20 protein-coding genes are annotated in these 25465 nt (G+C 71.7%); 6 read left to right on the top strand and 14 right to left on the bottom strand.

Annotated elements, in window-relative coordinates; all coding sequences use genetic code 11:
- Window positions 1-43 precede the first annotated feature (43 nt).
- Window positions 44-2224, bottom strand: coding sequence for an N-6 DNA methylase (locus ACF1B9_RS21635; protein ID WP_391743050.1), 2181 nt, complete (start codon window positions 2222-2224; stop codon window positions 44-46).
- A gap of 208 nt (window positions 2225-2432) precedes the next feature.
- On the opposite strand from ACF1B9_RS21635, the gene ACF1B9_RS21630 reads away from it, so the two are divergent.
- A complete protein-coding gene (locus ACF1B9_RS21630) occupies window positions 2433-2825 on the top strand; it encodes a hypothetical protein (protein ID WP_391743051.1) in 393 nt (130 codons plus the stop codon).
- Window positions 2826-2898: 73 nt separating this feature from the next.
- A complete protein-coding gene (locus tag ACF1B9_RS21625) occupies window positions 2899-3642 on the top strand; it encodes a hypothetical protein (RefSeq protein ID WP_391743052.1) in 744 nt (247 codons plus the stop codon).
- Between the two features lie 89 nt (window positions 3643-3731).
- On the opposite strand, the gene ACF1B9_RS21620 is transcribed toward ACF1B9_RS21625, so the two are convergent.
- Both ACF1B9_RS21620 and ACF1B9_RS21615 read right to left on the bottom strand, forming a co-directional pair.
- Complete coding sequence (locus ACF1B9_RS21620; protein WP_391743053.1) at window positions 3732-4478, bottom strand: N-acetyltransferase; 747 nt, start codon at window positions 4476-4478, stop codon at window positions 3732-3734.
- Between the two features lie 99 nt (window positions 4479-4577).
- Window positions 4578-5330 (bottom strand): HNH endonuclease family protein, encoded by a 753-nt coding sequence (locus ACF1B9_RS21615; protein ID WP_391743176.1) that lies wholly within the window; start codon window positions 5328-5330, stop codon window positions 4578-4580.
- A gap of 298 nt (window positions 5331-5628) precedes the next feature.
- Here ACF1B9_RS21615 and ACF1B9_RS21610 point away from each other — a divergent pair, with 298 nt between their 5' ends.
- Window positions 5629-7068 (top strand): ATP-binding protein, encoded by a 1440-nt coding sequence (locus tag ACF1B9_RS21610; RefSeq protein ID WP_391743054.1) that lies wholly within the window; start codon window positions 5629-5631, stop codon window positions 7066-7068.
- 461 nt (window positions 7069-7529) lie between these two features.
- On the opposite strand, the gene ACF1B9_RS21605 is transcribed toward ACF1B9_RS21610, so the two are convergent.
- Both ACF1B9_RS21605 and ACF1B9_RS21600 read right to left on the bottom strand, forming a co-directional pair.
- Window positions 7530-8315: a GntR family transcriptional regulator gene (locus tag ACF1B9_RS21605; protein WP_391743055.1), complete on the bottom strand. Its 786-nt coding sequence runs from the start codon at window positions 8313-8315 to the stop codon at window positions 7530-7532.
- A complete protein-coding gene (locus ACF1B9_RS21600) occupies window positions 8312-8854 on the bottom strand; it encodes a GntR family transcriptional regulator (RefSeq protein WP_391743057.1) in 543 nt (180 codons plus the stop codon). Before ACF1B9_RS21600 ends, ACF1B9_RS21605 begins: the two co-directional genes overlap by 4 nt.
- A 155-nt stretch (window positions 8855-9009) precedes the next feature.
- Here ACF1B9_RS21600 and ACF1B9_RS21595 point away from each other — a divergent pair, with 155 nt between their 5' ends.
- A complete protein-coding gene (locus ACF1B9_RS21595; RefSeq protein WP_391743058.1) occupies window positions 9010-9429 on the top strand; it encodes an ATP-binding protein in 420 nt (139 codons plus the stop codon).
- Here the strand turns inward: ACF1B9_RS21595 and mfd are convergent.
- Window positions 9407-12937: a transcription-repair coupling factor gene (gene mfd, locus ACF1B9_RS21590; RefSeq protein WP_391743060.1), complete on the bottom strand. Its 3531-nt coding sequence runs from the start codon at window positions 12935-12937 to the stop codon at window positions 9407-9409. The two genes, ACF1B9_RS21595 and mfd, sit on opposite strands and share 23 nt — an antisense overlap.
- 505 nt (window positions 12938-13442) lie before the next feature.
- Between mfd and ACF1B9_RS21585 the strand changes: the two genes are divergently transcribed.
- On the top strand, window positions 13443-14441 hold the full coding sequence (locus tag ACF1B9_RS21585) for a LuxR C-terminal-related transcriptional regulator (protein WP_391743177.1): 999 nt from the start codon (window positions 13443-13445) through the stop codon (window positions 14439-14441).
- A gap of 109 nt (window positions 14442-14550) precedes the next feature.
- Here ACF1B9_RS21585 and ACF1B9_RS21580 read toward each other — a convergent pair whose 3' ends face one another.
- Together ACF1B9_RS21580 and ACF1B9_RS21575 are read right to left on the bottom strand one after the other, a co-directional pair.
- A complete protein-coding gene (locus tag ACF1B9_RS21580; RefSeq protein ID WP_391743062.1) occupies window positions 14551-14826 on the bottom strand; it encodes a hypothetical protein in 276 nt (91 codons plus the stop codon).
- The gene (locus ACF1B9_RS21575; RefSeq protein ID WP_391743178.1) at window positions 14823-16040 is read right to left on the bottom strand and encodes an amidohydrolase; all 1218 of its coding nucleotides are present in this window, start codon (window positions 16038-16040) and stop codon (window positions 14823-14825) included. Before ACF1B9_RS21575 ends, ACF1B9_RS21580 begins: the two co-directional genes overlap by 4 nt.
- 311 nt (window positions 16041-16351) lie before the next feature.
- Here ACF1B9_RS21575 and ACF1B9_RS21570 point away from each other — a divergent pair, with 311 nt between their 5' ends.
- Window positions 16352-16528, top strand: a complete 177-nt coding sequence (locus tag ACF1B9_RS21570; protein ID WP_073790073.1) for a thiazolylpeptide-type bacteriocin — start codon at window positions 16352-16354, stop codon at window positions 16526-16528.
- A gap of 158 nt (window positions 16529-16686) precedes the next feature.
- Here ACF1B9_RS21570 and ACF1B9_RS21565 read toward each other — a convergent pair whose 3' ends face one another.
- The 6 genes from ACF1B9_RS21565 to ACF1B9_RS21540 all read right to left on the bottom strand — a co-directional run bounded on the left by ACF1B9_RS21565 (window position 16687) and on the right by ACF1B9_RS21540 (window position 25456).
- Window positions 16687-18651 (bottom strand): TOMM precursor leader peptide-binding protein, encoded by a 1965-nt coding sequence (locus ACF1B9_RS21565; protein ID WP_391743064.1) that lies wholly within the window; start codon window positions 18649-18651, stop codon window positions 16687-16689.
- A complete protein-coding gene (locus ACF1B9_RS21560; protein WP_391743066.1) occupies window positions 18648-19403 on the bottom strand; it encodes an ABC transporter permease in 756 nt (251 codons plus the stop codon). The genes ACF1B9_RS21565 and ACF1B9_RS21560 overlap by 4 nt, the downstream gene beginning before the upstream one ends.
- A gap of 90 nt (window positions 19404-19493) precedes the next feature.
- Window positions 19494-20465 (bottom strand): ABC transporter ATP-binding protein, encoded by a 972-nt coding sequence (locus ACF1B9_RS21555; protein WP_391743068.1) that lies wholly within the window; start codon window positions 20463-20465, stop codon window positions 19494-19496.
- A gap of 70 nt (window positions 20466-20535) precedes the next feature.
- Complete coding sequence (locus tag ACF1B9_RS21550) at window positions 20536-21687, bottom strand: M50 family metallopeptidase (RefSeq protein WP_391743069.1); 1152 nt, start codon at window positions 21685-21687, stop codon at window positions 20536-20538.
- A complete protein-coding gene (locus ACF1B9_RS21545) occupies window positions 21684-22742 on the bottom strand; it encodes a lantibiotic dehydratase C-terminal domain-containing protein (RefSeq protein ID WP_391743071.1) in 1059 nt (352 codons plus the stop codon). The genes ACF1B9_RS21550 and ACF1B9_RS21545 overlap by 4 nt, the downstream gene beginning before the upstream one ends.
- Window positions 22739-25456: a lantibiotic dehydratase gene (locus ACF1B9_RS21540; RefSeq protein WP_391743073.1), complete on the bottom strand. Its 2718-nt coding sequence runs from the start codon at window positions 25454-25456 to the stop codon at window positions 22739-22741. The genes ACF1B9_RS21545 and ACF1B9_RS21540 overlap by 4 nt, the downstream gene beginning before the upstream one ends.
- Between the last annotated feature and the right edge of the window lie 9 nt (window positions 25457-25465).

Genomic DNA, 25465 nt, shown 5'->3' with positions numbered 1-25465 from the left:
CCGACACCCGGTCCCGGGTTGCGCGCAACCGTTGTGGTGCACGTCACTTCGGCGCGACCGTGCCGTCCGTCAGCCCGTCATACATCCCCTGCACCAGCAGTCCGCCGAGTCGCCCGGCCGTCCGTAGTGCCTCCTCGAACGCGGCAAGCGTACGGAACTGCTCCCCGAACCGCCGCTGTTCGGCCAGTGGCAGCCGGGGCAGCTGGAGACGGCGGGCGTCCAGCCGGGTGGCGGTGGAGGCGTAGCTGCTGGCCTGACGATTGTTGGCGGTGCCGCGCAGGAAGCCGGCGAGGAACCAGGGGTCGAGGGCGGCCGGATCGGGGCGCAGCAGTTGGAGGTTGCGGCCCAGCGCGGCCCCCGCGGTGGCGTCGTCGATGACGCGGGCGACGGCGCCGCCACCCAGCACGGGGACGACGACGTCGCCCGTCTCGACGAGGACCGGCTCCTCGGGGGGCCCGTCGGCGGGCAGGCTTCCCGAAGGGGCGGTGGAGCCGAGGACGTCGTGTTCGGTGAGGACGGGCACCGGGCCGGTGCCGGAGCCGCCGGTGCGGAGCCGGAGTGCGCCGGCGCGGGCGAGTTCACCGACGGTGGTGAGCGGCCAGTGGGCCGGCTCCGAGAGGGTCACGGCCGGCGGGGTGAGGGTGCCGGTGAGGCCGAGCGTCTCGGTCAGCCGTTCCCGTACCCGGATCAGTTCGGCCGGTCCGCCCGCGGCGGCCGGGGGTGGCAGATGGCGGGCGGGTGCCAGGTCCACTTCGTCGTCGAGGAGTTCGATGACGGGGACGGCGCGGCTGACGCCCGGACGGGTCCCGACCGGGCGGACGGAGCCCGTCCCGTCCGCCCGGCCGATCCTTTCCTGGTCCGTTCCCGTGCCTGCGCCCGTGCCCTCGCCCTCACCTTCGGCCTCACCCTCGAACGACTGCCAGGCGGCGAGCACCGCGCTGTGCACCGCCTGCCAGTCGAGCCGGTCGCGCCCGCCGGAGGGGACGGTGGCGCCGGGGCCCGCGGCCGGGGATTCGGCGGATTCAGCCGTGTCGACGAGCAGCAGTTCCGGCGAGGGACGCAGGCCGCCGACCGGCTTGCGCAGCACCCAGAGGTGGAGCGGGATGCCGTACGGGGGTGCGGCGCCGGCCGGGAGCGCGATGACGGCGCGCAGGGCCCCGCGGCGCAGCAGATCGGCGCGGATCCGGCGGCCGGAGCGGCGCGAGGCGGCGGCCGGGGGCATCAGCAGCACAGCGGTGCCGCCCTCGCGCAGACGGGCCAGCGCGTGCTGGACCCAGGCCAGTTCGGACTCCGTACGGGCCGGGAAGCCGTACTCCCAGCGGGGGTCGTAGGCGAGTTCGTCGTGGCCCCAGTTGCGTTCGTTGAACGGCGGGTGGCAGAGCACGGCGTCGGCGGCGAGCCGCGGGAAGGCGTCGGCGCGCAGGGTGTCACCGGTCCGTACCACGAGGGCGCAGCCGTTGGCGGAGCCGGTGTGCAGGGCGAGCCGCAGCGCGGTGAGCGCGGCGAGGTCGGGGTCGCTCTCCTGCGCGTACAGGGCGGCCGGGCGGCCGACGGCGCACAGCAGGGCGCCGGTGCCCGCCGCGGGGTCGAGGACCGTGCGGGCCGGCTGTTTCCCGGTCTGCGCCAGGGCGGCCATGAGAGCGGCGAGTCCGGGCGGGGTGAGGGTGTACTGGCGCGGGTTGGCGTCCAGTTGGCGGCCGAGCAGGAACTCGAAGGTCTCCCGGACGCCCTGCTCCGCGGCGAGCTCCGCGACCCCCCGGAGCAGCGGCACGGACGGGAGCAGCTCCGCGCGGCCGGGAGTGTGAACAGCCCGTCCGGGTTCCGCGGCCGGTCCGAAGCGGGCGGCGAGCAGATCATCGAGCGCGAGGGACAGCACACCGGCCATCGCCTCGTCCGACACGGCGGCGATCTCCCGCCAGGCGGTGGGGCTGTCCCGCAGGAGCAGCAGGGCGCAGCCCGTGTGGACCAGGGCGGGGACCGGGCCGGCCGGGTGCCCCGCGAGCTGCTGCCAGACCCGTTCACGGAGCGGGATCTCCGCGAGTTTGCCCTGGTCGCGCAGCCACTGCTCGACCTCGCGCAGCGCGAAGGACGGGCTCGTCTCGGTGCCGCCGACGGGCTTGGGGAAGTCGGCGTGCCGACGGCGCCAGTTGCTGACGGCGGCGCGTCCCACGCCCGCGAGCCGGGCGATGCCGGCCGCGGTCACCTCGGTCGAGTTCTCCGGCACTGACTGTCTCCCTGATCCGTCGGCGCTGTGTGGGTGAGCATAGCGACCTCCGGCCGATCACATCGGTTCACAGCACGACAAAGAACGTCACGCGTGAATTGCGTTGACTCGGTTCACAAGCTCTGCTGTTATTGACCCGTCACCGCATCCCCAGGGATTCGGTCGACCGTTCACGCCCTCTTGCCGAAATTCACCGAAGGGCCCAGCCATGTCCGGGTACCCCGAACCGCCGCCGCGACAGCGGGCGTACACGCCCGCTCGCGCACCGGGCGAGCGTCCGGCGCGCAACGGGCTGGGCACCACGGCGCTCGTCCTCGGCATCACCGGCAGTGTCATGGGCCTCGTCTGGGCGCTCTTCTGGCTCGCGGCGGCGCTGGGGCTGCTCGCTCTCGCGCTCGGCCTGACCGGGCTGGGCCGCACCGGCCGGGGCGAGGCCACCAATCGTGGGACGACCACCTTCGGAGCCGTGCTCGGCGTGATCACGCTGACGCTCTCGGGCGTCGGTGCGGTGCTCGTGACCAAGACTGCCGCCGCCGGCACCACGCCGGCGCCTGCCACCGCCCCGTACCTCTCCGCCGATCCGCGCCCGGCCCTGCGCTGACACGCCCGCGAAGCCCGCCCACCACGTTCCCCGCCCCCCTCCCCACCCTCCTCACCTCACGGAGACCTCCGCCATGCGCCTTCTCGCCCGTACCACCGTCAACACCCTCTGCGCCCTCACCCTCCTCGGCCTGGCAGCCTGCGGCACCGATGCCTCGCCCACCAAGGCGACCGGCCCCTTCGCGGACATGTCGGGCTCCGAAGTCGCCAACAAGGCGCTCAAGACCACGAAGAAGGCGAAGTCCATGAAGATCGCCGTCGACATGAAGACGAGTGACGGACCGATCTCCGCCCACTTCGCCATGAGCACCTCCGGAGCCTGCACCGGAACGATGTCCATAGGCCCGGCGGGAACCATGGAGGTCCGCAAGACCGGCGACACGCTCTACACGAAGTTCGACGAGGCGATGCTGCGCGAGCAGTCCAAGGGCGAGCCCGCCGCGGACGTCGACGCCGCGGTCGACCTGCTCGCCGGCCACTGGATGAAGTCGAAGGCCTCGGACGCCGACAACAAGGACATGCTCGAATTCTGCGACCTGGGCGCCCTGCTGAAGGACTTCGAGACGAACGACAACGCGGCCCGCAAGAGCGGTGAGACCACCATCGACGGCCGACGGGCACTGCGCCTCACCGAGAAGGACAGCGAAGGCACCTACACGATGCTGGTGGCCGCCGAAGGCGCCCCGTACGTGCTCAAGGTCGACTCGAAGGGCGGCAAGGAGCCGATGACGATGACGCTCTCCGAGTTCGACAAGCCCGTCGTGGTGAAGGAGCCGGCCGCCAAGGACATCGTCGACCCGGACAAGATGGCCGGCTGACACCCACACGCACGCCCGGACGCCCGGGGGGCTGCGCCCTCACGGGCGGCCGCCCTTCCGGCGCCTGTGCCCGGGGCCACGACGGGCGTCTACACGCGGTGCCGCACCCATACGTTGGGCTCCACGTACACCGCGTATCCGTGAGCCACCGAACACTGCACCGGTACCAGTGCGCCCGGCACCTCCACCGGGCCGTCCTCGTCGAACGGCAGGCCGGTCCAGGACCGCCACCGCGCGAGGGAGCCGGACACCGTCATCGACACCGGCGCCACCGCCTCGATCACCCCACCGGCCCGCACATGGACGCGCAGCCACGGATCGTACGGAAGTCCGTCTTCCGCCCGGGTCCGGCGGGCGTACTCCTCCATCGGGGCCGTGGCGTCCAGGTGTTTGGCGCTCGGCCGCACCGGGGCGACCAGGTCGGCGAACCCGAGCCTTCCGGCGTTCTCCCGCATCGCGGCGACCATCCGGGCCGAGATCCCCTCGCCCTGGCGCCCGTTGGCGACCGCGATCTCGATCGCGCTGACGGTGTCCGGCGTACGTCCGTGCCGCAGGTCCGAGAACGCCCACAGCAGCACTTGGTCCCAGCCACCCTCGGGCAGCCCCTCCCGTCCCGGGGCATGCAGCGCGAACGGCACGCTGTACGCCCGTGCGACGACGGCGCCGTCCTCGTCCGTCGCGACGAGCACGTACTCCGGGAAATCGACGGCGATCCTGGGGTAGTTCGCCCAGCCCACCAAGTCCTCCAGGACGAATCCCGGCCAACTGTCCGGCATCCGCCCTGCCGCTCCGGCGAGTTCGGGACGGGCGGCGACGGTGGTGATGGTCAGGTCCATACGCCCCACGCTAGGCAACGGCGTTTCCCGGTGCCAAACCGTTTTCCGCACGTCACAGCCTTTTTGGGCACGGACCTTTCGGAGCGGGGCACCTGCCTGTCATCCCCCGCACTGCTCCAGCATCGCCTGCTTGTCCGCAGCGGTGACCGGAAGCGTGTACTTCAGCGAAACCTGCGCGAACCGGACCGCGTACGAGCAGCGGACCGGCTTGTAGGGCGGCAGCCAGGAGGCCGGACCCGAGTCCCGCTTGGCGTTGTTGGCCGGCCCGTCGACCGGGAGGAGGTTGAGCGGGTCGTTGGCGATCTGCTGCCGCTTGGTGTCGTTCCAGTGCGCGGCGCCCATCTGCCAGTCGTACGAGAGCGGCATGACGTGGTCGATCTGGACCTTGGTGGCCTGCTGCTTGCGCCACTCGATGGTCGAGCCGGTGTACGGGTCCTTGAGGGTCATCGACACGACCACACAGTCCGAACCGGACCGGAACTTCACGTCCTTGCCGTCCCTGGCGAGGAGGTCGTTACGAGTGTCGCAGCCGTTCCTGGCCAGCGGTATCCCGTCGATCGAGTCCTTCCAGGCGTAACCGAACTTGTCGCGCGCGTACCCGGTCTTCGGACCCCGGCCCTTCGTCGCCACCTTCTCGATGATCTTCCGGCCGGCCGCCCTGTCCGCCTCGGACGCGAGCGGCGCGAGACCGGGCTTCGTACCGTCGGCGTTGTCGAGCGGGCTGGCCCCGAATCCGGTGGCGGCCTGCCCCCCACCCCGGGACCCACCCCCCTCCTGCCCGGTCCCGGAGGCCGACTCGGGGTCGCAGCCGGACAGGGTCAGCACCGCCGCCACACTGAGGGCGGGCAGCATCACTCGGTACGCGCGGGGAGGTATCACTCGAAGCCGTCCTGACGGGGAGAAAGCTGATCCCGGGAATCCTACGGACGCCTTCCCCGAGAGGCATGCACATGGCTACCGTTCGGGCCGGATGCGGCCCGAATCACACTGCCCGCCGGGGCCGCCGGGGCCGCCGCGGGTTCGCTGCCGGGGGCCGCCTGGTCCGCCGACGCCTCGATCGCCGCGACCGGCGAACATACACCCATGTATGTTTCCCAGACGTATGATTCATCCATGTATGTTTTGCAGTCGAGCTCCGGAAGGTAAGCGCATGGGTTTCTACGGCCGTCAGCACACGCTCGCCGATCTGGAGCGCCGCATGCTGCGCATCCGGGAGTCGGGAACCGGGCAGCTGCTCGCCGTGCGCGGGCGCCGCCAGGTGGGGAAATCCCGGCTCTTCACGCGCTTCGTCGAGCAGTCGGGGCTGCCCTACCTCTACTTCTCCGCCGTGAAGAACGCATCGCCGGCCATCCAGCTCCGGACCCTCACAGCCGAGCTGCACACGTCGACGACCCCGCTCGCCGATGCCGATTCGCTCTTCTCCGCTCCACCCACCGACTGGCGGGACGCACTGGGCAGGATCGCCGTCGCATGCCGCAGCAACCCCTCCGTCGTCGTCATCGACGAGTTTCCGTGGGCCGCCGCGGCGGATCCGACCCTGGAGGGGCAGCTCCAGAATTCCTGGGACCGGCAGCTGGAGAACACGCCTGTTCTCTTTGTGCTGATCGGCTCCGACGTCGGGATGATGGAGCGCCTGACCGAACACGACAGGCCGCTCTACGGCCGGGCCAGAAGCACCACCATCACCCCCTTCGACCCCGCCGAGTGCGCCGAAGCCCTGGGCAGCGGTGGGAACCCGCTGGCCGCTTTCGACACCGCGCTCGTCACCGGGGGCTACCCACGCCTCGTGCTGGACCGCGCCCGCGCGCGCAGCACGCAGGCCTTCGTGCACGAGCAGCTCGGTGATGAGAACAGCGATCTGGCAGTCATGGGGCAGCGGTCCCTCGACGCGGAGTTCCCCGACGCCCAGCAGGCGCGGCGTGTCCTGTCCGCGATCGGAGGTACCGAGGTCGAGGTCAGCACCTTCACCCAGGTCGTCGGAAGGCTTCCCGAAGAGGGAGTCACCGCGCACACGGCGGTCACCAGGGCCATAAGAGTGCTCGCCGACAAGGGGGTGGTCAGCGTGGACGTACCGGTGGGGGCGCCCGCGAACAGTAAGCTGCGGCGCTACCGCATCGACGACCCGTACCTGCGCTTCTGGTTCCGTTTCATCGAGGAACAGCAGGCCCACATCGCCCGTGGCCGAGCGGACATCGCCCGCGCCGCCTTCGACCGGGGCTGGTCGAGCTGGCGGGGCCGCGCCATCGAGCCACTCGTCCAGGAGGCGGTGTACCGGCTCAGCCCCGAGCTGCCGGGACTGAAGGGCGCCGGGCAGGTGGGAAGCTGGTGGAACCGCGACAACAGCCAGGAGTACGACATCGTCGTCCCCGCCACCTCGGGAAAGCGCACGCTCCTCCTCGGCTCGGTCAAGTGGCGCGAGACCAAGCGCTTCAGCGACAGTGAGCTCTCCCACCTCGCCGAGGCCCGGTTCGCCGTACCGGGCGCGTCGGCGGCCCCCCTGCTGGCGGTGTGCCCGGCAGGGGTCGAGAACGGCGTACGCCCGGACCTGACACTCACCCCGGCGGATCTGCTGGCCGCCTGGCGCACATGAGGTGTTCTTCTCGGAGATGTTGCTCCATGGTGCATGCAATGCCGCCCAATCCCACGCCCGTCACGCAGGTCGCGTTCCTCACGATCCCAGGATCGCCGCGAGGAACTCCCCTCGCTGACGGGCCGCCCTTCGCGCCTGCGAGTCCTGCCGACGAGTGACCGGCCCAGGGTGGCGAGTATGGGCAATTCCTGAACATCCGCCCACGGCAGAAGGCCAACGACCGGCAGCAACTCTCTGACCTCCCTGCATGCCGGACCAGCCATCGAGGGACACAAGAAGGGCGACGGCATCGCGCCCATCGGCCGGCCTCACCTGGCGACATGCAGCTTGGCATCCCGTCACAGCTCGGCAGGGATCGGGCTCCTTCCCTGTACCAGGACAACGGTCGACCTCGCCGCCGACTCCGACGCCACCTCTTGGTCCACAGTGGCCCCGGACGCATGGGCCAACCGTGCCTGCTCTCACTCGCACTCGGCCGCGAACTCGTACTGCAGCTCGTACAGATGGCCCGCCTTGACCATGACGGTCGCCTCGATGGGCCGCTGTTCGTCGCTGAAGACCACACGCAGCGTCCGGAGCACCGGCAATCCACCGGGCAGTCGCAGCGCCTGGCACTGCTCCTGCGTCGGAACCCGTGCGGAGACCCGGTCGACACTGAGCCGTGGCGGGTAGCCCAGTTCCGCAAGCAGGGTCGGCGTGCCGCCGGAGATCTTTCGACGTTCCGCCATCGCCGTGCCACGGACGATCTCCAGCGGGTAGTACGACGCGACGAGCTCGGCGGGTTCGTCGTCGACCATGAGGAGTTGTCGTCGCAGAAGTGCGGTGCTGTGCTCCGGGAGCCCGAGCGCCTCAGCGACTTCCGCGGGCAGCTCGCTCTCCATGACCTCAAGGAGTGTGCTGTGGGCGCGCGAGCCGTTCTTCGCGTTCTCCGTCAGCCAGCGGTACGGCTCGCCCGAACGCGCCGGAGCCATGTACGAGGCCGGGCGGACGGTTTGCTGCCGGTGTTCGCGGACCGTCACCGCAGCACCCGCCCTGCCGATCACCAGTTGTTCGTCCTTGAGTAGTTGCAGCGCCTTCTGCACGGTCGCGTTGGAGGCGCTGAACCGTTCCTTGAGATGCACGGTGGAGGGCAGACGGGCGCCGGGCGCGAGGTTCCCGCCCATGATCTGGTCCCTGAGGTCGGCCGCGATCCGCTCGTGCAGCGAACGGCGGTCGACGGCATCCGCTTCAGGTCTGAGCACAGTCATCGGATCCTGATCTCATACCGCAACTTCTGGCGCCGCGGCGGCATGGCCATGACGTCGACCTGAATGGGCCGGTCCGCGTCGTCCAGCGTGAGCCGGGTCAGTTGCAGTACGGGCTCCCCGGCCGCCAGTCGCAACTCTTCCCGCTCGTGGTCGGTCGCCGGCCTCGCGGTCACGTCCTCGCGCACGCGCACACCAACGTGGCCCAACTCCGCCAGGAGCCTGATCGCTCCGCCTGGAATCTTGGCCGTCCCGGCAAGACCGGTGCCGCCCGCGATGCCTACGGGGTAGTACGTGTCCGTCAACTCGCACGGCTCGCCGTCGAGATACATGATCCTACGCCTGGCCACGACGCTCTGCCCGGCGGGTGCCCCCAGCAACTCCGCGACCGGCCCCGGCGCCTCCACCTCGCCCGCCGCCACAATGCGCTGACTGCCCCGGTGCCCCTCTGCGGCGGCCTCCGCGGCCCACACGTCACCTCGGGTTCCGGAAGCTGCCGCGAGATACGGCACCGAGGTACTGACCCATTCACTGCCGCCCATGTCGATACTCCCTCCGCAGCCAACTCCCGTATCAGCCTGCCGCATCACACGGTAGGCGACTCGGCGCCTCCCCACAGAGTAAACCTTGCCGCTTTTCGCGAATAGCAGTACAGCCATCGCCACATTACGGCCCGCGAGCAAGGCGGTGAACCACCGTGTCCCTGTCGCAGCAACGACGCTTTCCCCGCAGGCGCACCTCCGTTGGTGCCTCACGCGACTTCGTCACCGGCGTCCTCGTCGAGTGGGAGCTCCGCCCTCTGATCGAGGACATAGAGCTGTGCGTCTCGGAACTCGCCACCAATGCCTTGCTGCACGGCGTGCCGCCCGGTCGCGAGTTCTGCGTCGGTCTCCACCGGGGCGAGGAACTGGTGCGGCTGGAAGTCCGCGACAGCGGGCCCGGTCAGCCCATGGTCCAGCACCCCGACGACGACGCCTGCTCAGGGCGCGGGTTACGCATCGTGAACGAGCTCGCCGACGACTTCGGGGTCGATGATCACGTCGTCGGCAAGACCGTGTGGCTGGTGTTCAAGACCGCGCCCGCGTCCGCCCTCCTCACGACCCCAGAATCGTCGTGAGGAACTCCCCCGTCCACGCGAGCAGTTCGCGGCCCACGACCGGCTTGCCGCCGATCCTGCCGGTGGTGGGGCGGGGGACCAGGATCTGGTGGGCGGCGGGCTTGATGACCGTCTTCGGGTAGAGGCGCTTGAGACGCAGCTCCTGCGATTCGCGCAGCTCGACCGGGGCGAACCGGATGTTCGAGCCCTGGAGCACGATCTCGCCGACGCCGCAGGCGCGGGCCAGCATGCGCAGGCCCGCGACCAGGAGCAGGTTCTCGACCGGTTCGGGGAGCTTGCCGTAGCGGTCGGTGAGCTCCTCGCGCACCGCCCTGATGTCGTCCTCCGTGTTGGCGGAGGCGATGGCGCGGTACGCCTGGAGGCGCAGCCGCTCGCCCGGGGCGTAGTCGTGCGGGACGTGTGCGTCGACCGGGAGCTCGATCTTGACCTCCAGCGGCGGCTCCTCCTCCACACCGCCTTCGAGGGAGGCCCGGTAGTCGGCCACCGCCTCGCCGACCATGCGGACGTACAGGTCGAAGCCGACGCCCGCGATGTGACCGGACTGTTCGCCGCCCAGGAGGTTTCCGGCACCGCGGATTTCGAGGTCCTTCATCGCCACGTACATGCCCGCGCCCATCTCGGTGTGCTGGGCGATCGTGGCGAGGCGCTCGTGGGCCGTCTCGGTGAGGGGCTTCTCCGGCGGGTAGAGGAAGTACGCGTAACCGCGCTCGCGGCCACGGCCCACCCGGCCGCGCAGCTGGTGGAGCTGGGAGAGGCCGAAGTTGTCGCCGCGTTCCACGATCAGGGTGTTGGCGTTGGAGATGTCGATGCCGGACTCGACGATCGTGGTGGAGACCAGGACGTCGAACTTCTTCTCCCAGAAGTCCACCACCACCTGTTCCAGGGCCTGTTCGGACATCTGACCGTGGGCGGTCGCGATCCTCGCCTCGGGGATGATCTCGCGCAGCCGGGCGGCGGCCCGGTCGATGGACTCGACGCGGTTGTGGATGTAGAACGCCTGGCCTTCGCGGAGCAGTTCACGGCGGATGGCCGCGCCGATCTGCTTCTCCTCGTACGGTCCGACGAAGGTGAGGACCGGGTGGCGCTCCTCGGGGGGCGTGGTGATCGTCGACATCTCGCGGATGCCCGTCACGGCCATTTCGAGCGTACGGGGGATCGGCGTCGCGGACATGGTGAGGACGTCCACGTTGGCGCGGAGCTTCTTCAGCTGCTCCTTGTGCTCGACGCCGAAGCGCTGTTCCTCGTCGACGATGACCAGGCCCAGGTCCTTGAACCTCGTCTCGGAGGAGAAGAGGCGGTGGGTGCCGATGACCAGGTCGACGGAGCCGTCACGCAGCCCTTCCAGGGTCGACTTGGACTCCGACTCGGACTGGAAGCGGCTCAGCGCCCGTACGTTGACGGGGAATTGGGAGTAGCGCTCGGTGAACGTGCCGTGGTGCTGCTGGACCAGGAGGGTCGTGGGGACGAGGACGGCTACCTGCTTGCCGTCCTGGACCGCCTTGAAGGCCGCCCGTACCGCGATCTCCGTCTTGCCGTAGCCGACGTCGCCGCAGATCAGCCGGTCCATCGGGACCGACTTCTCCATGTCCTCCTTGACCTCGGCGATGGTGGAGAGCTGGTCGGGCGTCTCCGCGTACGGGAAGGCGTCCTCCAGTTCGCGTTGCCAGGGGGTGTCGGGGCCGAAGACATGGCCGGGCGCCGCCATCCGGGCCGAGTACAGCTTGATCAGGTCGGCGGCGATCTCCTTGACGGCCTTCTTGGCGCGCGCCTTCGTCTTCGTCCAGTCGGCGCCGCCGAGCCGGTGCAGGGTGGGCGCCTCGCCGCCGACGTACTTCGTGACCTGTTCCAGCTGGTCGGTCGGAATGTAGAGGCGGTCGCCGGGCTGGCCCCGCTTGGCGGGGGCGTACTCGACGAGGAGGTACTCGCGGGTGGCGCCCTGCACCGTGCGCTGCACCATTTCGATGTAGCGGCCCACACCGTGCTGCTCGTGGACGATGTAGTCGCCGGTCTCCAGCGTCAGCGGGTCGATCGTCTTGCGCCGGCGGGCCGGCATCCGGCCCAGGTCCTTGGTGGCGGTGCGCTGACCCGTGAGGTCCGTCTCGGTCAGGACGGCGAGCTTGAGCGCCGGGTCGACGAAGCCCTGGTCGATGGCGCCGCAGGAGACGTGGACCAGGGACGGGGAGATCTCCGCCAGATCAGGGTCCAGGCGGGCCGCGATGCCCTCGCCGCCGAGCACCTCGACCGTGCGGGAGGCGAGCCCCTGGCCCTCGGTGACGTACACCGTGCGCCAGCCGTCGGCGAGCCTGCCCTTGGTGTCGGCGAACGCGCGGGCGGTGTCGCCGCGGTACGACTCCGGGGCGTGCATCGCGAGCTTGAGGGTGTCCTCGTCGAGCGCGTCGTCCGCGGCGAACGGGGAGACCGACCACCACATCATCCCCAGCTCGCGGGCCCGGTCACGGATGTCCGCGATGCCCCACAGGGAGGCCGCGCCGACGTCGATCGGGGCCTGGCCTCCGCCCGCGGTCGCGGCCCAGGAGGCATGGAGGAACTCCTGGCTGGTGGCGACGAGGTCGGCCGCCCTGGTGCGGACCCGCTCCGGGTCGCAGACCACCGCCATCGAGCCCTTCGGCAGTACGTCGAGCAGCAGCTCCATGTCGTCGACGAGGACCGGGGCGAGGGACTCCATGCCCTCCACCGCGATCCCCTCGGCGATCTTGCCGAGCAGTTCGCCCAGCTCCGGGTGGTTCTCGGCGAGGGCGGCGGCCCGCTCGCGCACCTCGTCGGTCAGCAGCAGCTCACGACAGGGCGGTGCCCACAGCCCGTGCTCGGCGATCTCCAGCGACCGCTGGTCGGCGATCTTGAAGTAGCGGATCTCCTCGACGTCGTCGCCCCAGAATTCCACCCGAAGGGGGTGCTCCTCGGTCGGCGGGAAGACGTCCAGGATGCCGCCGCGCACGGCGAATTCGCCGCGCTTCTCGACCAGTTCGACCCGGGAGTACGCGGCTGCCGCGAGCGCGTCGACCGTCTTGCCGAGGTCGGCGCTCTGCCCGATCCGCAGCGCCACGGGCTCCAGGTCGCCGAGCCCCTTGACCTGCGGCTGGAGCACGGAACGGACCGGTGCGACGACGACCTTGACCGGGCCGGTCTCCGGGTCGTCCTCCCTCGGGTGCGCCAGGCGCCGCAGCACGGCGAGGCGGCGGCCCACGGTGTCGGAGCGGGGCGAGAGGCGCTCGTGCGGCAGGGTCTCCCACGACGGGAACTCGGCGATCGTGTCCGGTGGCAGCAGGGTGCGCAGGGCCGCCGCCAGGTCCTCCGCCTCCCGGCCGGTCGCGGTGACGGCGAGCACGGTGCGCCCGGTCTCCCGGGCCAGCGCGGCCACGGCGAACGGCCGGGCGGCGGGCGGGCCGACGAGGTCGACATGCATCCGGTGGCCGTCGCCGGCGGCCTTCACCGCTTCGGAGAGTGCCGGGTCACGTACGACGACATCCAGCAGACCGTGCAGGCTCATGAAGGGCTTCCGTCCGGGTAACGAGGGCGAGGTCTGACAGCCGGCTGCTGCCAGGGGGCAACGCGAAGGACCCGACACGTCTCACGGGCCGGGGTGTTCCAAGCCTACGACTCCCCTGTGACAGCCGCGTGCGCAATCCTCCCGGGGCGGGGGGTGTGCGGCCTGATCACGGCGAGTGGCGAAGCGGGATGCCGTCGCCGGGCAGGGGCGGGAACCGGACACCGTGAAGGCGCGGAAACCCGACGCCGGGCAGCCGCCGGTCCCGTTCCGCTCGGTGCCGTCCGTCGTGCGTCCGGCACCGCTCGTCGCGGGCCACGCACCGTTCATCTCCGCATTCCACACAGTTGTGTCCGGGCTCCTCACAGAAATGATCCCAGCGTCTACGCTTTGGCCGAAGATTTCACAAACAGTTGCACGGGCAGTGAGTACGGCAGCCGTCGACCAGCACTCACGGGCGATCCCCGCAAGTGCGCGGCCGCGCATGGACCAGGCAGCGGGGGCACACGTGGGCGAGAACGAGATGTCCATATTCGGGATCTCGGAGGCCGAGGAAGAGGTCTATCGGCACTTCCTGCGCAATCCCGGCACCGCCACCGACGGTCTGCACCTTCGGCTGCGCACCGACCCCCGGGCCGCCCGCTCGTGCGTCGACCGGCTCCAGGAACTCGGGCTGCTCCATCCCGAGGGCCCCGACCTGCGTATCTTCCCGACCGATCCGGAGGTCGCGCTGGCCCGGCTGATCGACTTACGTCTGCACGCGCTCCACCAGGAGCTGCAGCGCGTCACCCGGTCCCGCCATGTCATCGACGGTCTACGCGCGGAGCAGGGTGCGCGAAGACCCCCTCCTCCGGGCATCGAGCAGCTGGAGGGGCTCGCCCAGATCCGCGACCGGATCGACGACCTTGCCTTCTTCGCCCGGGACGAGATCCTCTCCGTCGAGCCGTACACCAAGCTGTCGCCCGAGAACATCGCCCGCTCGCGCCCGCTGGACCTGCGATGTCTGCGGCGCGGCGTGCGGATCAGGAATGTCGTCGCACGGGCCGCGCTGCACGATCCGGCGACCGCCGCCTATCTGCGGGAGCTGGCCGGTCACGGGGCGGCGATCCGCGTGACGGCGCACACCGCGGAACGACTGCTGGTGTACGACCGCAGAGCCGCGCTCGTCCCGCTGGATCCGCGCGACACCTCGCGCGGCGCGCTGCTCGCCCATCGCAGCGGGCTGGTCTCCAACATCATCGCCCTCTTCGAGAAGATCTGGGACCAGGCCGACGATCTCTCCGAGGCGTTCGGCGAGGACACCGGGGCACCGGGCACCGGCCTGTCGGAGACCGAGCGGCGGGTGCTGGTGTCGATGTGCACCGTGGGCAAGGACGAGGCGGGCGCCCGGGAGCTCGGCGTCTCGGTGCGGACCTACCGGCGGTATGTCGCCGATCTGATGCAGAAGCTCGGCGCGGCGAGCCGCGCCCAGGCGGCGCTGCTGGCACGGGAGCGCGGCTGGATCTGAAAGGTGCGGGTCCCGGGCCGGTCCCGGGCCTCGCGCGCGGGCCCGGGACCGGCCCGCGTGCGGGTCCGGAGCCAGGTGAGGCGCCCGCGACCGCGCCGCCGCCGTGCCCTCATCGCTCCTCCGCCCAGCCCTCCAGTGCCCGGTCGGCGAGGGCACTGGAGAGGGCACGCCGAACCGTCTGCCGGTCGACGGCGGGGGCCAGGGCGATGCGCAGGGCGATCCGGTCCGGGCCCACGAACCTCGGCGTGCAGCTCCAGTGGGCGGGGAGCAGGCTCAGCAGACGTACGACGGTGGTCTCACCGGTCGGGGCGGCGGCGTCCCGGCGGACGGTGACCATGTCCACATGGTCCGGGGCGTGGACGGCCCCGCTGTCGGCGCCGGTCATGGCGTGCCTCCTTCCGGGGCCAGCACATGTCGGGCGGCCGACGCCATCGCCGCGATCCCGGCCGGCAGAGCGGTGCGGACGTCCGGCGCGAACTCCGGCGCGTGGTTGGGCGGTACGCGCGGTCCGCCGTCCCGGGCGGCGCGCCACTGCCGTACCCCGGTCACGCCGAGCAGCCAGTACACCGTCGCCACCCCGGGGGCGCCGAACCACGAGAAGTCCTCGGTGGCGGTGAGGGGGCCGCAGTCCGCCACCCGCTCCGGCCCGAACAGCGCCTCGTGCGCCCCGCGTACGGACGCGGTGGCGGCGGCGTCCGTCAGCAGGGCGGGCGAACGCGCGGTGACGGTGAAGTCCGGCGCCTTCTGGCAGCCGGAGGCCGCGCATTCGGCAGCGATGATCCGGCGCGCGGCAGCCGTCATCCGGTCGAGCACCGGCTCGGACAACGCCCGGAAGCACAGGGCGAGTTCGGCCGTCTCCGGGATCACGTTGCCGCGCTCCCCGGCCCGCAGCATGCCGACGCTCAGCACCGCCTGCTCGGCCGGTGCGGTCTCCCGCGAGACGACGGACTGGAGCCGCATGACGACGGCAGCCGCCGCGAGGACCGGGTCGATGGTGAGGTGCGGGGTGCCGGCGTGGCCGCCGCGCCCGTGCAGGGTGACGTCCACCGCCGCGCTGGCCGCCGTCAGCGGGGTCCGGAAGTCCGCGGCGTGCGCGAGGGTGCCGGCGGGGGCCGGTGAGGTGTGCTGGGCGAGGACCACGTCCGGGGTGCCGAACCGTTCGTACAGCCCGTCCGCGAGCATCTCGCGCGCCCCGGTCAGGGTCTCCTCGGCAGGCTGGCCCACCACCAGGACGGTGCCGCTCCATCCGGAGCGCGTCCGGGAGAGTTCGGCCACCGCTCCGGCGACCGCGGCGAGATGGAGGTCGTGTCCGCAGGCGTGCATCACTCCGGGCACGGTGCTGGCGTAGGCGAGACCGGTGCGCTCGGTGACCGGGAGGGCGTCCAGTTCGGTGCGGAGCATGACGGTCGGTCCGGTCCCGTTGCGCAGGACACCCACGAGCCCGTGGCCACCGCCGATCTTCCGGGTGACCGCGCAGCCGCTCGCCTCCAGCCGCGCGGCGAGCCGGTCGGCGGTGTCCCGCTCCGCCCCGGAGAGCTCCGGATGGGCATGGACGTCGAGGTAGAGCTCGATCGCGGAGCGCAGCACCTCCCGCGGCACGACCGGCGGCGAGGGCGGCGGCGAGGCCGAGGACGAGGCCGGATTCGGGGGCGGATTCGGGGGCGGGGGTTCGGGTGGGGCGGGGTTCTCCTTCACGTCATCTCACCTCGTTCCGCTGGGCGGGTTGGGTCCTCGTCCGTGAGCCTGCGCCGCCCCGGCTTCAGGAATTCGGCGTTCCGCTGTCATGGGGTGCCAGCGGTCTGACAGCGAAAGCGCGGCCGATCTGACAGCGGCCCCCGCTGCAATGGCATCAGCTCAGGGGAACAGCGCCGGACCCGCCGGCCGGTCCCCGTGACCCAAGGGAGAACACCATGGCCCCGAAGACCGAGCTCGCCACCCTCGCCGACGAGATCCTGGAGCTGGAGTCGGAGACCTTCGAGATCTCGGACTACTCGGACGCCGCGGAGGTCGTGCTCGCCGGCTCGACGTCCTGCTCCTCGACGTCGACCTGCTCCAGCACCACCAGCACCACCTCCTGCTGCGCCTGACCCGGTCGCACGGCACGCACGTCCACAAGCCCTCTTCGCGGAGCGCACGCGAAGGGGGCTTGCGGACGTCGTGCCCGCGCCGGTGAGGTCCGCACGGGTCACGTTCCCGCCGGTCGTCCCGGCACGGGTCACGTCCGCGCCGGTCGTCTCGGCCCCGGTCACGGGAAGGGGTGCGGAACGCGCTTGACCGCGGACTCCGGGAGGTCGTCGGCTCTCCGTCCCGCCGCCCGCAGCGCGGTCCGCAGCCTGGGCATCAGCAGGGCGCGCTGCCGTGCCCAGCCGAAGTCCAGCGGCAGGAAGCCGGGCACGAGGGTGGCGACGGTGTGCAGGCCCATCCGGCGCTGCTCGGGCGTGGTCTGGTCGACCACGACGACGTCGTGCCCGACGGCGGCGATCCGGTCGCGCAGCAGGTTCAGATCGTCCAGCAGGTCTCCGGTGCGGGGCCGGTGCGGCTCCCAGTCGCCGAAGACGTCCGCCGGAGGGCGTACGGCGACGGGGTCCAGGTACTCCTTCGCGTGCTCGGCCATCGCGGGCAGCCCGTAGAGCTGGGCGTGGTCCTTCAGCTGGCGCACACGGGAGAAGTCCTGTGCCATGGCGGTGAGTTCGCCGTGGCGCTCGGCGACCTGGTAGGGCAGGTGCGGAATGTAGGTGAGGACTTCGGACAGGGCCGACTCGATGGTGCTCTCCGGGTCGAATCCGGCGGCGGCGGCGAACGACAGCGTCCCGTACCCGCCGTCCCTGCGCACCGCGAGAGCCGTGACGACGGGGACGGCCAGGTCCATCCGGGTGTCGAAGGCATGGACGTCGTAGCCGTGCAGCGCGGCCCGGTCGGCCATCGTGCGGACGGCCGGGGAGCGGCACGACCCGAGGTCGATCGCGGTGAGGGGGGCCCGGCCGTACCAGGCCAGGAGGAAGGCGTCCCGCTCGATGATCTCAAGGAGCCCGAAGAGGATCGCCTCCTCCAGACTCCCGCCGGTGGCACAGCCGTTGGAGCATTCGAAGACGAAGTTGTCGGCCTCGACCCCGGCGCTGTAGTGGGCGAGCCGGGCAGGCACGAGGACGGGGCGGTCGTCGCGCAGGGAGTGCCCCCACACCCAGGGGATGGGCCGGTCGGGGTCGAACGGGGAGACCATGGGGTCGTTCGCGTAGGTCTCGGGGGCGTAGAGACCGCATGCGGCGGGGTCGAGGGCCCGGTCGGACAGCCGGTTGTAGGAGCCGACCACGGGAGAGGTGCCGCGTCTGCGCGTGGTGCCCGCGTACCGCTCCAGGCCCTCCAGGTGGGCGAGGGTGCGGCTGGTGTCGTAGCTGTTGGCCTGGCCGCTCCAGGTGACGTCGTTGAGGCCGGCGTAGCCGCGTACGAAATGGGTGCCCGCGACCGGTGCCGTGGTGGTGGACGTCGGGTTGATCCAGATGTCGGAGCCGAGGGTGCCGCACACCGGGTTGGCGAGCGCCGCGGTCGGCAGGGGGTAGGAGGCGAGGGAGCGCAGCCGGTAGCCGTCCGGGTCGGGTTTGCGGGCAGGACGCAGGACCATGCGGGCCGAGGCGGCGGTGTCCGGGACCTCCTGGACGCAGGAGGGGCAGAGGGGTTCGGGCAGGAGCGGGAACGTCGCGGTGGCGAGGGTCACCAGGTCGATCCGGGTGACCCGGGGCAGCTCGCGGTCGGCGGGGGTCGCGTCGGGGATGCCGTGGCCGCCACCGAGGACGGCGCGGTAGACGGCCCAGACGGCGTCGACCGCGTAGTAGGTGAGGACCGGCCAGTGGACGGCGCCGTGCGGTGCGCCGCCGAGTTCCAGTGCCTCGCGCTCCGAGCGGCTGCGCAGCCGCTGCCAGCGCATCGCCAGGCACTGTCCGCAGGCCGTGGTGCCCGGCTCGCCGCCCCAGGGCCCGATCAGCACGGCGCGTGAGGTGAGCTGGACACCGGCGGCGGGGCGGGCGTCCGCGTACGGGTCGGGGCGGCCGAAGCCGAGGGTGTCGGCCGCGCCCAGCGGGACGACGAGGGGGGCCGGCAGCGCCGACGGGTCGGGCAGCCGCGCGTGCCGGGCGGTCAGTTCGTCCTGGAGCGCGGCGCGGGCCGCTTCCAGCGGGCTCCCGGTGCGCCCGGGTGCGGCGGTGGGCGTCGTCATGACTTGTCGCTCCAGCGGAAGGTCCTGAGCGCGATCGCGCTCAGGACGAGGGCGAAGCCGGCGAGCACCGCGCAGGACAGGCCGATGTCCGAGGCGGGTCCGTCGCCGGTCAGGGCTCCGGAGATCCCGTCGTTGAGGTAGCGCAACGGCAGTACGCGGGAGAGGTTCTGCATCCAGGACGGCATGGCGTCCAGCGGGAAGAACGAACCGGACAGGAACGCCATGGGGATCATCAGGCAGTTGGCGACGGCGGCGACGGCCTCGGGGGTCTTCGCGTAACTGCCGACGATGACGCCCATCGCGAGGAACGCGGTGATGCCGATGACCAGCACCGGCAGGGCGAGCGGCCAGCGGCCGTCCAGCCGGAGCCCGAACGAGGGCAGCAGGGCGACGGAGACGAAGAGCACGGCCTGCACCGCACCGATGCCCAGCGCCAGGACGTACCGGGAGGCGAGGACGGCGGACACCGGTGTCGGGGTCATCCGGATGAGGCGCAGGATGTCGTCGCGCCGCCACTGCATGAGGACGAACCCGACACCGAACACGGCCGCGTTGCCGACGCCCCAGGACAGGACGCCGGGGGCGATGTAGTTGATGTACGGCTTGCCGCTCTCCTCGACCGTCTGCCCGTGGAAGATCAGTCCGAAGACCACCAGGAAGATGAGCGGGAAGGCGAAGGTGAAGAACAGGGTGGTCTTGTCGCGCGTGTAGGCCCGGTATCCGGCCTGGCTCAGCGCCGCGTATGCGCTCATCGGGGGTCTCCGTATCGCTGGGTGCGAGGGTGGTGGGGGGCCTGGGGGTGGCGGCGGGCCGGTCCGTCACGGCCGGGGGGCTCCGGTCCGTCACGGCCGGGGTGCTCCGGTCCGCGCCCCGGTGAGCGTCAGATACACGTCTTCGAGGCTCGCGGTGCGTGTCCGGACGCCCTGGAGACCGGCCAGGGCGTCGATCGCGGCCAGGACCCTGCCCGATTCGAGGGTCTCCAGGACGAGTGCGTCCGGCTCCTCGGTGACGGTGTCGACGCCTTCGATGGCCCGCGCCTGTTCGGGGGTCATGCGCCCCGCGGGGACCAGCAGCCGGGTGGTGGGGCCGGCCGCGGCGATCAGGCGGGCGGGGCTGTCGAGGGCGGCGACGGAGCCGTCGACCATGATGGCGACGCGGTCGCAGAGCGCCTCGGCCTCGTCGAGGTGGTGGGTGGTGTAGATGATCGTGCGGCCCGCGCCCTTGAGGTCGCGCAGCACCTGCCACAGATCGCGCCGCGCCTGCGGGTCGAGGGCCGCGGTCGGCTCGTCCAGGAAGATCAGCTCGGGTTCGTGGACGAGCGCGGAGGCGATGGCGAGCCGCTGGCGCTGGCCGCCGGAGAGGTCGTCCACGCGGGTGTCGCCCTGCTCGGTGAGGCCGACGGAGGCCAGTGCCCGTTCGGCCGCCGCACGGTCCACCCGGTAGAGCGCGGCCATGGTGCGCAGATGTTCACGGGCGGTGAGACGGACGAAGAACGCCGAGGTCTGGGTCTGTACGCCGAGCCTGGGCAGCAGGGACGTGTCGCGCGGCCAGGGGCTGGTGCCGAGGACGGTCACGGTCCCGGAGTCGGCCCTGCGCTGCCCCTCCATGATCTCCACGAGGGTGGTCTTGCCCGCCCCGTTGGGGCCGAGCAGCCCGAAGAACTCGCCGCGCGGCACGGTGAGGGACACCCCGTCGACGGCCCGCGTACCGCCGTACCGCTTGTGTACGTCGTCGAGGACGACGGCCGCCGGGAGGGGGCCGCCCTCCGGGCCGGCCTGGTTGCCCGGGGAGGTGGACGGGGCGGTGGGGCTCATGGACTTCTCCTTGTCCGCCGCCGGGGGCGGCTCGGACCTTCGGGGCGGCGGATCGGCACGCGGTGGGTGGTCAGACGGTGAGCAGATGGTGGGCGGCCGCCACGACGGCGGCGAGGATCAGTACGAGCACGAGCACCGAGCCCAGCCCGTAGCCGAGGTACGCGGTCCGGGCGCGGCGTGGGTAGTCGGCCGCCGCCGGGTCGCGGCGGGCGACCAGGCGCAGATACGTGCCGGTCGACGCGGCGAGTCCGGTGGCCCCGCACAACTGGCTCACGATCCGGTAGCCGTCGAGCGGCGGGAACGGGACCAGCATGGCGATCGCCTGTGCGCTGCCGAGGAGCAGCAGGGCGCCGAGCGCGTCGTGCGTGGCCGTGTCGAGCGGGGCGAACATCCACAGGGCGCAGAACGGGAGCAGGAACAGCAGGTTCATCACCGCGCCCGCCAGCGCGGTGTGGATGCGTTGCCAACGGGAGCCCAGATAGAGGTAGTTGCCGACCGTGCAGTACATGATGACCACGGGCAGCCGCCAGCGCAGACCGATTTCGGCCACCGTGCCGCCGTGGTGCCGGGCGACGACACCATGGGCGAGTTCATGCAGGGCGGTACTGAACCAGAGCAGCGTGGCGGCGCCCGTCAGCAGTACGGGATTGGTGAACAACTCCCGTGCGTCGACAAGGAGTTCACCCACGTGCAGGGCGACCACCACCTCCATCGCCACCACCAGCACGAGCAGGGGCACCAGCCACCCCGGAGCCAGCAGGAAGCCGACCGCCCGGTGCAGCCGGGCGGTGGTCGCGTCGGCGTCGGCGACCAGCCGGACACTGCCGCTCAGCACCCCGCGCGCGGGCTCGGCGGGCCGGGCGGGCAGGGTGGCGGGGGCAGCGGATCCCGCGGGTGCGGCCGGTCCGGCGGGGGTAGGGGCGTCGGCCCCGGCCAGCAGTCCACGGGTACCGAGCATCCGCAGGATCTGCTGCCAGCGGGCCCCGTCCAGTCGGCGCCCGTACTCGCGGGCGTACTCCTCACCGATCTCCCGCAGGCTACGCTCGCCGTCCATCCGGGCGATGAGGAAGTGCTCCTTGGGGCCGACTCGGAAGGAGCTTCCGCTGTCGGTGTCCTTGATCAGGTGCACCGTCGCGGCGCCGTCCAGCAGCGCGTCGCTGAGCAGGACCCGGGGCCGCAGCGCGGGCCGGTACTCGGCGAGGGCGTCGGCGGCGGCGCTCATCCCGGCTCCCGCAGGGCCCGGCCGAGCACGTGCGAGAGGTACGCCTCGTCCCTGATCGTCACGTGCAGCCGGTTGTTGGTCATATGCATGTACGGGGAGAGGAGCAGCGGCAGGGAGGCCGCCGGATCGGTGACCAGTTCGTCGCGCTCGCCGTCCCAGGAGCGGAACGTCAGATCGCCGTCGAGGGTCAGCGCGACGGCCCTGTCGCGGAGTTCGGCGCAGTGCTCGGCCCAGCCGGCGAGGAATCCGGGCAACCGCGCCGCGCCGTCCTCGTCCGCCACGGCGGCCCGGACCGCGGCGAAGCGGGCGGCCAGCCCGGCCGCCATCGAGGCGTAGTTGCGGTCGTACTCGTCGCTGCCGATGAACCCCGTGCCGGGGAAGGCGCGGTGCCAGAACTCGTAGTAGCTGTCGAGGTAGTCGGCGAGCTCCTGCCGGTCCGGCAGGAAGGCCGCGGACATCACCATCATCAGCTGGGCGGAAGTGCCGAGCAGCACGGTCCGCAGATGGAGGTTCTTCGTCCGAAAGGCGTCGATGACCAGGTCGCTGGAGCGCCTGAAATGCCATTCGGCGAGCTCGATCCCGGCCGGGCCGCCGTACTTGCCGTACTCGGGCTCGTAGCGCTCGTCGCTGCGCGAGTTGTTGGGGCGCAGGTTCATCCGGCCCTGGTCGTCCATGTAGTGGCCGCGTTCGGCGCCGGGGAACTCGATGTCGAACAGGGTGTTGTAGAAGTCGTTGAGGAACCCGGAGTCCACCTCGTACAGCGCGGGCCGTTCCGCCAGGAACGCGTCCACGGCCGCCTCGGTACGGCGTCGCACCTCGGACTCGGCGTCCGGGGACGAGGGCCGGATCCGCAGCCTCACATGAGGCCCCTCCAGCCAGTAGTTGATGAAGAAATAGCCGGCGAGCAGACCGTCCGCCTCCAGCTCCGCCACCAGCGGACGGATGCAATGGGTCAGCATGGGCCGGGGGTTGGCGGCATAGAAGATGTGGGTGGCCTGCCAGGCTCCGGCCCGGCGGGTCTGTGTGGCGGCCGGGGTGGGCGGGGCTGGACTCATGAGTGGTCCCTCCTTCGGGCGGGGGTGACGGTCTCCACCGCGAGCTCGGCGACATGGCGGCCCCGGCCGGAGAAGGTGTGCAGCCCGTCCTCGTCGGGCAGCATCTCCCGGAACACGACCCGGGCCCCGTCGCTCCTGATCAGTGCCTCGAACGCGGACAGGGAGAGCGGGCTGTCGAAGTCGACGTAGCTCGGCTTGCCGCCGGTCGCCCCGCGTGCGCCGCTGTCGGCGACGGTGGCGAAGACCCGGTCCGGCAGGCCGTGGGCGCGGCGGAACGCGTGCCAGCCCAGGAACCAGGCGTCCTCCCCGGCCCCCGGCCCCCGCAGCGGCAGCACGGTCGCGGGCGCGCTCCAGCTGCGCCGGCTGAGCACCACACTGCCGTGCCGGACCCTCGGCCTGCGAGTGACTCCGCCGTCCGAGGCGCCCTCGGGGACGCCGCCCCACACATTGAGCGGGGACATGGAGGTGGGCGAGAGGAGGAGCAGAGTGCGGGGCAGTTCGGGCAGCGCCAACGGGACGAGGTAGCCCAGATAGACGGGCACCACCTCCTTGCCCAGCCGGGTGGAGCGCAGGACGAGCCGGTCCGCGGCCCGGTCGTGGACGAGGTACAGGTCGTCCAGGTGGATGCGGTGGGAGGCGGGCAGGGTGCCGCGCTCGCCGGGGCAGACGATCTCGTACTCGGTGAGCCTGCCGTGCAGATTGAGATTGCTGGTGACGGGCCCGCCGGTGACCTCGGCGAGGACGGCGCCCTCGGGCACGAGACCGGCGGTGGCGGCGAGCAGTTGTTCGTCGAGGCCGTCGAAGAGATGTGTGAACCTGCTGAACGGGAAGGAGACACCCCCGTACGAACGGTTGAGGACGACCAGCGGGTCGGCGGGGCGGTCGACGATCTGCACATGGTGCGCGAGCGGACTGAACTCCGTCTCCAAGGAAGCCAGTTCACCGGCCACCTCGTCGAGGACGTCCGCGTCGACATGGATCTCGCCGCTGCCGTCGCCCGTCTTCTCCCAGGCCGACCACAGGGCGTGCATCCGTTCCACGAAGGCCTGCCGGGCCGTGTCGAGGGCCTTGAGCTGCGGCAGGGAGAGCCAGTTCTCCTCGGGTACGTAGTTCCCGTCCGGGTCGAACGCGGTGCGCTTCGCGGTGAACGACATGTACTGGTCGAAGAAGTCCTCGTGGAAGTCGTGCACGAGCTTCAGCAGATCGTCGCAGCGTCCGCCCTGCCCGTACCGGGCGAGGAAGAACCCCTTGAACGTGACGCGCTGCGGCAGGGTCAGGTCGAAGGCGGGCAGCACCCGCTCCACCGCGCCGAGCGGCCCGGCCGCCAGCCCCTCCCAGGCGGCTGCGGAGAGTTCGGCGCGCCGTCCGGCCGCCACGTCCTCGTACAGCAGGGTCTGCGGGATCCGCGCCCGGTCCATGCCGAGCTCCGTCACCTGGACGGCGCTCAGCTCGGCGCGCAACTCGGCCATCAGGGCGCGTCGTTCGGCCGGGCCCGCGTCCGCGAACCGTTCGACGCGGGAGGCGGGGGCGTCGAGCCGGGCGGCGAGCCGGTCCGCCCAGGGGCGGTCCAGTCCACGCAGCGAGTTCTGGAAGGCGCGCAGCGGATCGGTGTCGTGGACCTCGGTCCGCAGGCAGGGGACCTGCACCATCCCCAGGTCGAGGAGCGCCTGGAGGTAGTGCGCGCACTCGGCCTCCCCGGCGTCCTGGTCCTCGGCCAGCCAGTCGGCCAGTTCCCCGTAACGAAGGGTGCCGCGCTCCTCGAACAGGCCGAGGAGGCGCTCCAGGGTGCCGCTGCGGCGGAGGAAGAACAGCCGGTCCTTCACCGCGTCGAAGGTGACGGCGGTGTCCTCGTCGCCCTGCGTGGTCCAGCGGCGCACATAGCGGACCCGGTCGTCGTCGCGGCCCCAGCCGGAGGCCGGGGCGACCGGCAGATCGGCGCGGCGGACCGGGTCCGCGATCACGGCCTGGGCGAGCCTGCCGACGGCGACGACATTGAGCCGCAGCAGCCCGGCCCATTCCTCGTCGATCCGGACCGCGAGGCCCCGGTCCTCGGCGGACTCGTCGAAGGTCCCGAGGGCGACACCGGTGAACGTGGAGAACGGGCTGGTCTTGCAGGCCGTCCGGTAGAGGTACGAGAGCAGTGAGCGCTCGATCTTGCGCCGCTTCTTGTCCGGCACCGCCCGGGCGTCGCTCCTCGTGTACGCGTCGAGCTGCGCGTCCAGCGCCGGGGAGGCCAGCGGCAGCCCCTTGCGCAGCCGTTCCTCCCCCGCCAGCCGGCGCAGTGCCTCGCGGGCGAGCCCGGTCTCCTCGGCGAGCAGGGCGCGGCCCGCCGCCCGCTGCTCGTCCAGCCGGCGCCGGCCGGTCAGCCAGGCCGCCAGCGCCGTGCCGGTATCCGCGTCGAGTCCCCGTACCAGCGCCAGCGCGTGGTCGGCGGCCTCGGTCCCCGGCAGCCGGTTGTTGAAGACGTCGCGGCGCAGTCGCAGCAGCGCGCGGCGCAGCGCCTCGTCCTCGCTGCCGCCGATGAGACGGTGAAGCAGGTCGCCGAGCCGCTCGCCGTCGGCGCGCGACCGCTCGGTGGCGTGCAGGACCTCGTCGGCCCAGCGGCGGCTGCGCGGGCAGCGCAGCGCCCGTACGCTCTCGACCGGCAGCCCGGCGACCCGCAGCATGAAGCGGGGTCGGGTGACGGTGGCGGTGGATGGGTGGTCCGGCGTCATGGCGGGTGG

The organism is Streptomyces sp. NPDC014727 (assembly GCF_043083485.1).
In the GTDB taxonomy this organism is placed as follows: domain Bacteria; phylum Actinomycetota; class Actinomycetes; order Streptomycetales; family Streptomycetaceae; genus Streptomyces.
Note: the sequence above shows the minus strand (reverse complement) of the source record. Positions and strands in the feature narration are given on the sequence as shown.

Excerpts from the sequence above, each read along its gene's own strand:
- ACF1B9_RS21630 (WP_391743051.1), top strand. The coding sequence starts at position 2,433 with ATGTCCGGGTACCCCGAACCGCCGCCGCGACAGCGGGCGTACACGCCC.
- ACF1B9_RS21625 (WP_391743052.1), top strand. The coding sequence starts at position 2,899 with ATGCGCCTTCTCGCCCGTACCACCGTCAACACCCTCTGCGCCCTCACC.
- ACF1B9_RS21620 (WP_391743053.1), bottom strand. The coding sequence starts at position 4,478 with ATGGACCTGACCATCACCACCGTCGCCGCCCGTCCCGAACTCGCCGGA.
- ACF1B9_RS21615 (WP_391743176.1), bottom strand. The coding sequence starts at position 5,330 with ATGCTGCCCGCCCTCAGTGTGGCGGCGGTGCTGACCCTGTCCGGCTGC.
- ACF1B9_RS21610 (WP_391743054.1), top strand. The coding sequence starts at position 5,629 with ATGGGTTTCTACGGCCGTCAGCACACGCTCGCCGATCTGGAGCGCCGC.
- ACF1B9_RS21605 (WP_391743055.1), bottom strand. The coding sequence starts at position 8,315 with ATGACTGTGCTCAGACCTGAAGCGGATGCCGTCGACCGCCGTTCGCTG.
- ACF1B9_RS21600 (WP_391743057.1), bottom strand. The coding sequence starts at position 8,854 with ATGGGCGGCAGTGAATGGGTCAGTACCTCGGTGCCGTATCTCGCGGCA.
- mfd (WP_391743060.1), bottom strand. The coding sequence starts at position 12,937 with ATGAGCCTGCACGGTCTGCTGGATGTCGTCGTACGTGACCCGGCACTC.
- ACF1B9_RS21580 (WP_391743062.1), bottom strand. The coding sequence starts at position 14,826 with ATGACCGGCGCCGACAGCGGGGCCGTCCACGCCCCGGACCATGTGGAC.
- ACF1B9_RS21570 (WP_073790073.1), top strand. The coding sequence starts at position 16,352 with ATGGCCCCGAAGACCGAGCTCGCCACCCTCGCCGACGAGATCCTGGAG.
- ACF1B9_RS21565 (WP_391743064.1), bottom strand. The coding sequence starts at position 18,651 with ATGACGACGCCCACCGCCGCACCCGGGCGCACCGGGAGCCCGCTGGAA.
- ACF1B9_RS21560 (WP_391743066.1), bottom strand. The coding sequence starts at position 19,403 with ATGAGCGCATACGCGGCGCTGAGCCAGGCCGGATACCGGGCCTACACG.
- ACF1B9_RS21555 (WP_391743068.1), bottom strand. The coding sequence starts at position 20,465 with ATGAGCCCCACCGCCCCGTCCACCTCCCCGGGCAACCAGGCCGGCCCG.
- ACF1B9_RS21550 (WP_391743069.1), bottom strand. The coding sequence starts at position 21,687 with ATGAGCGCCGCCGCCGACGCCCTCGCCGAGTACCGGCCCGCGCTGCGG.
- ACF1B9_RS21545 (WP_391743071.1), bottom strand. The coding sequence starts at position 22,742 with ATGAGTCCAGCCCCGCCCACCCCGGCCGCCACACAGACCCGCCGGGCC.
- ACF1B9_RS21540 (WP_391743073.1), bottom strand. The coding sequence starts at position 25,456 with ATGACGCCGGACCACCCATCCACCGCCACCGTCACCCGACCCCGCTTC.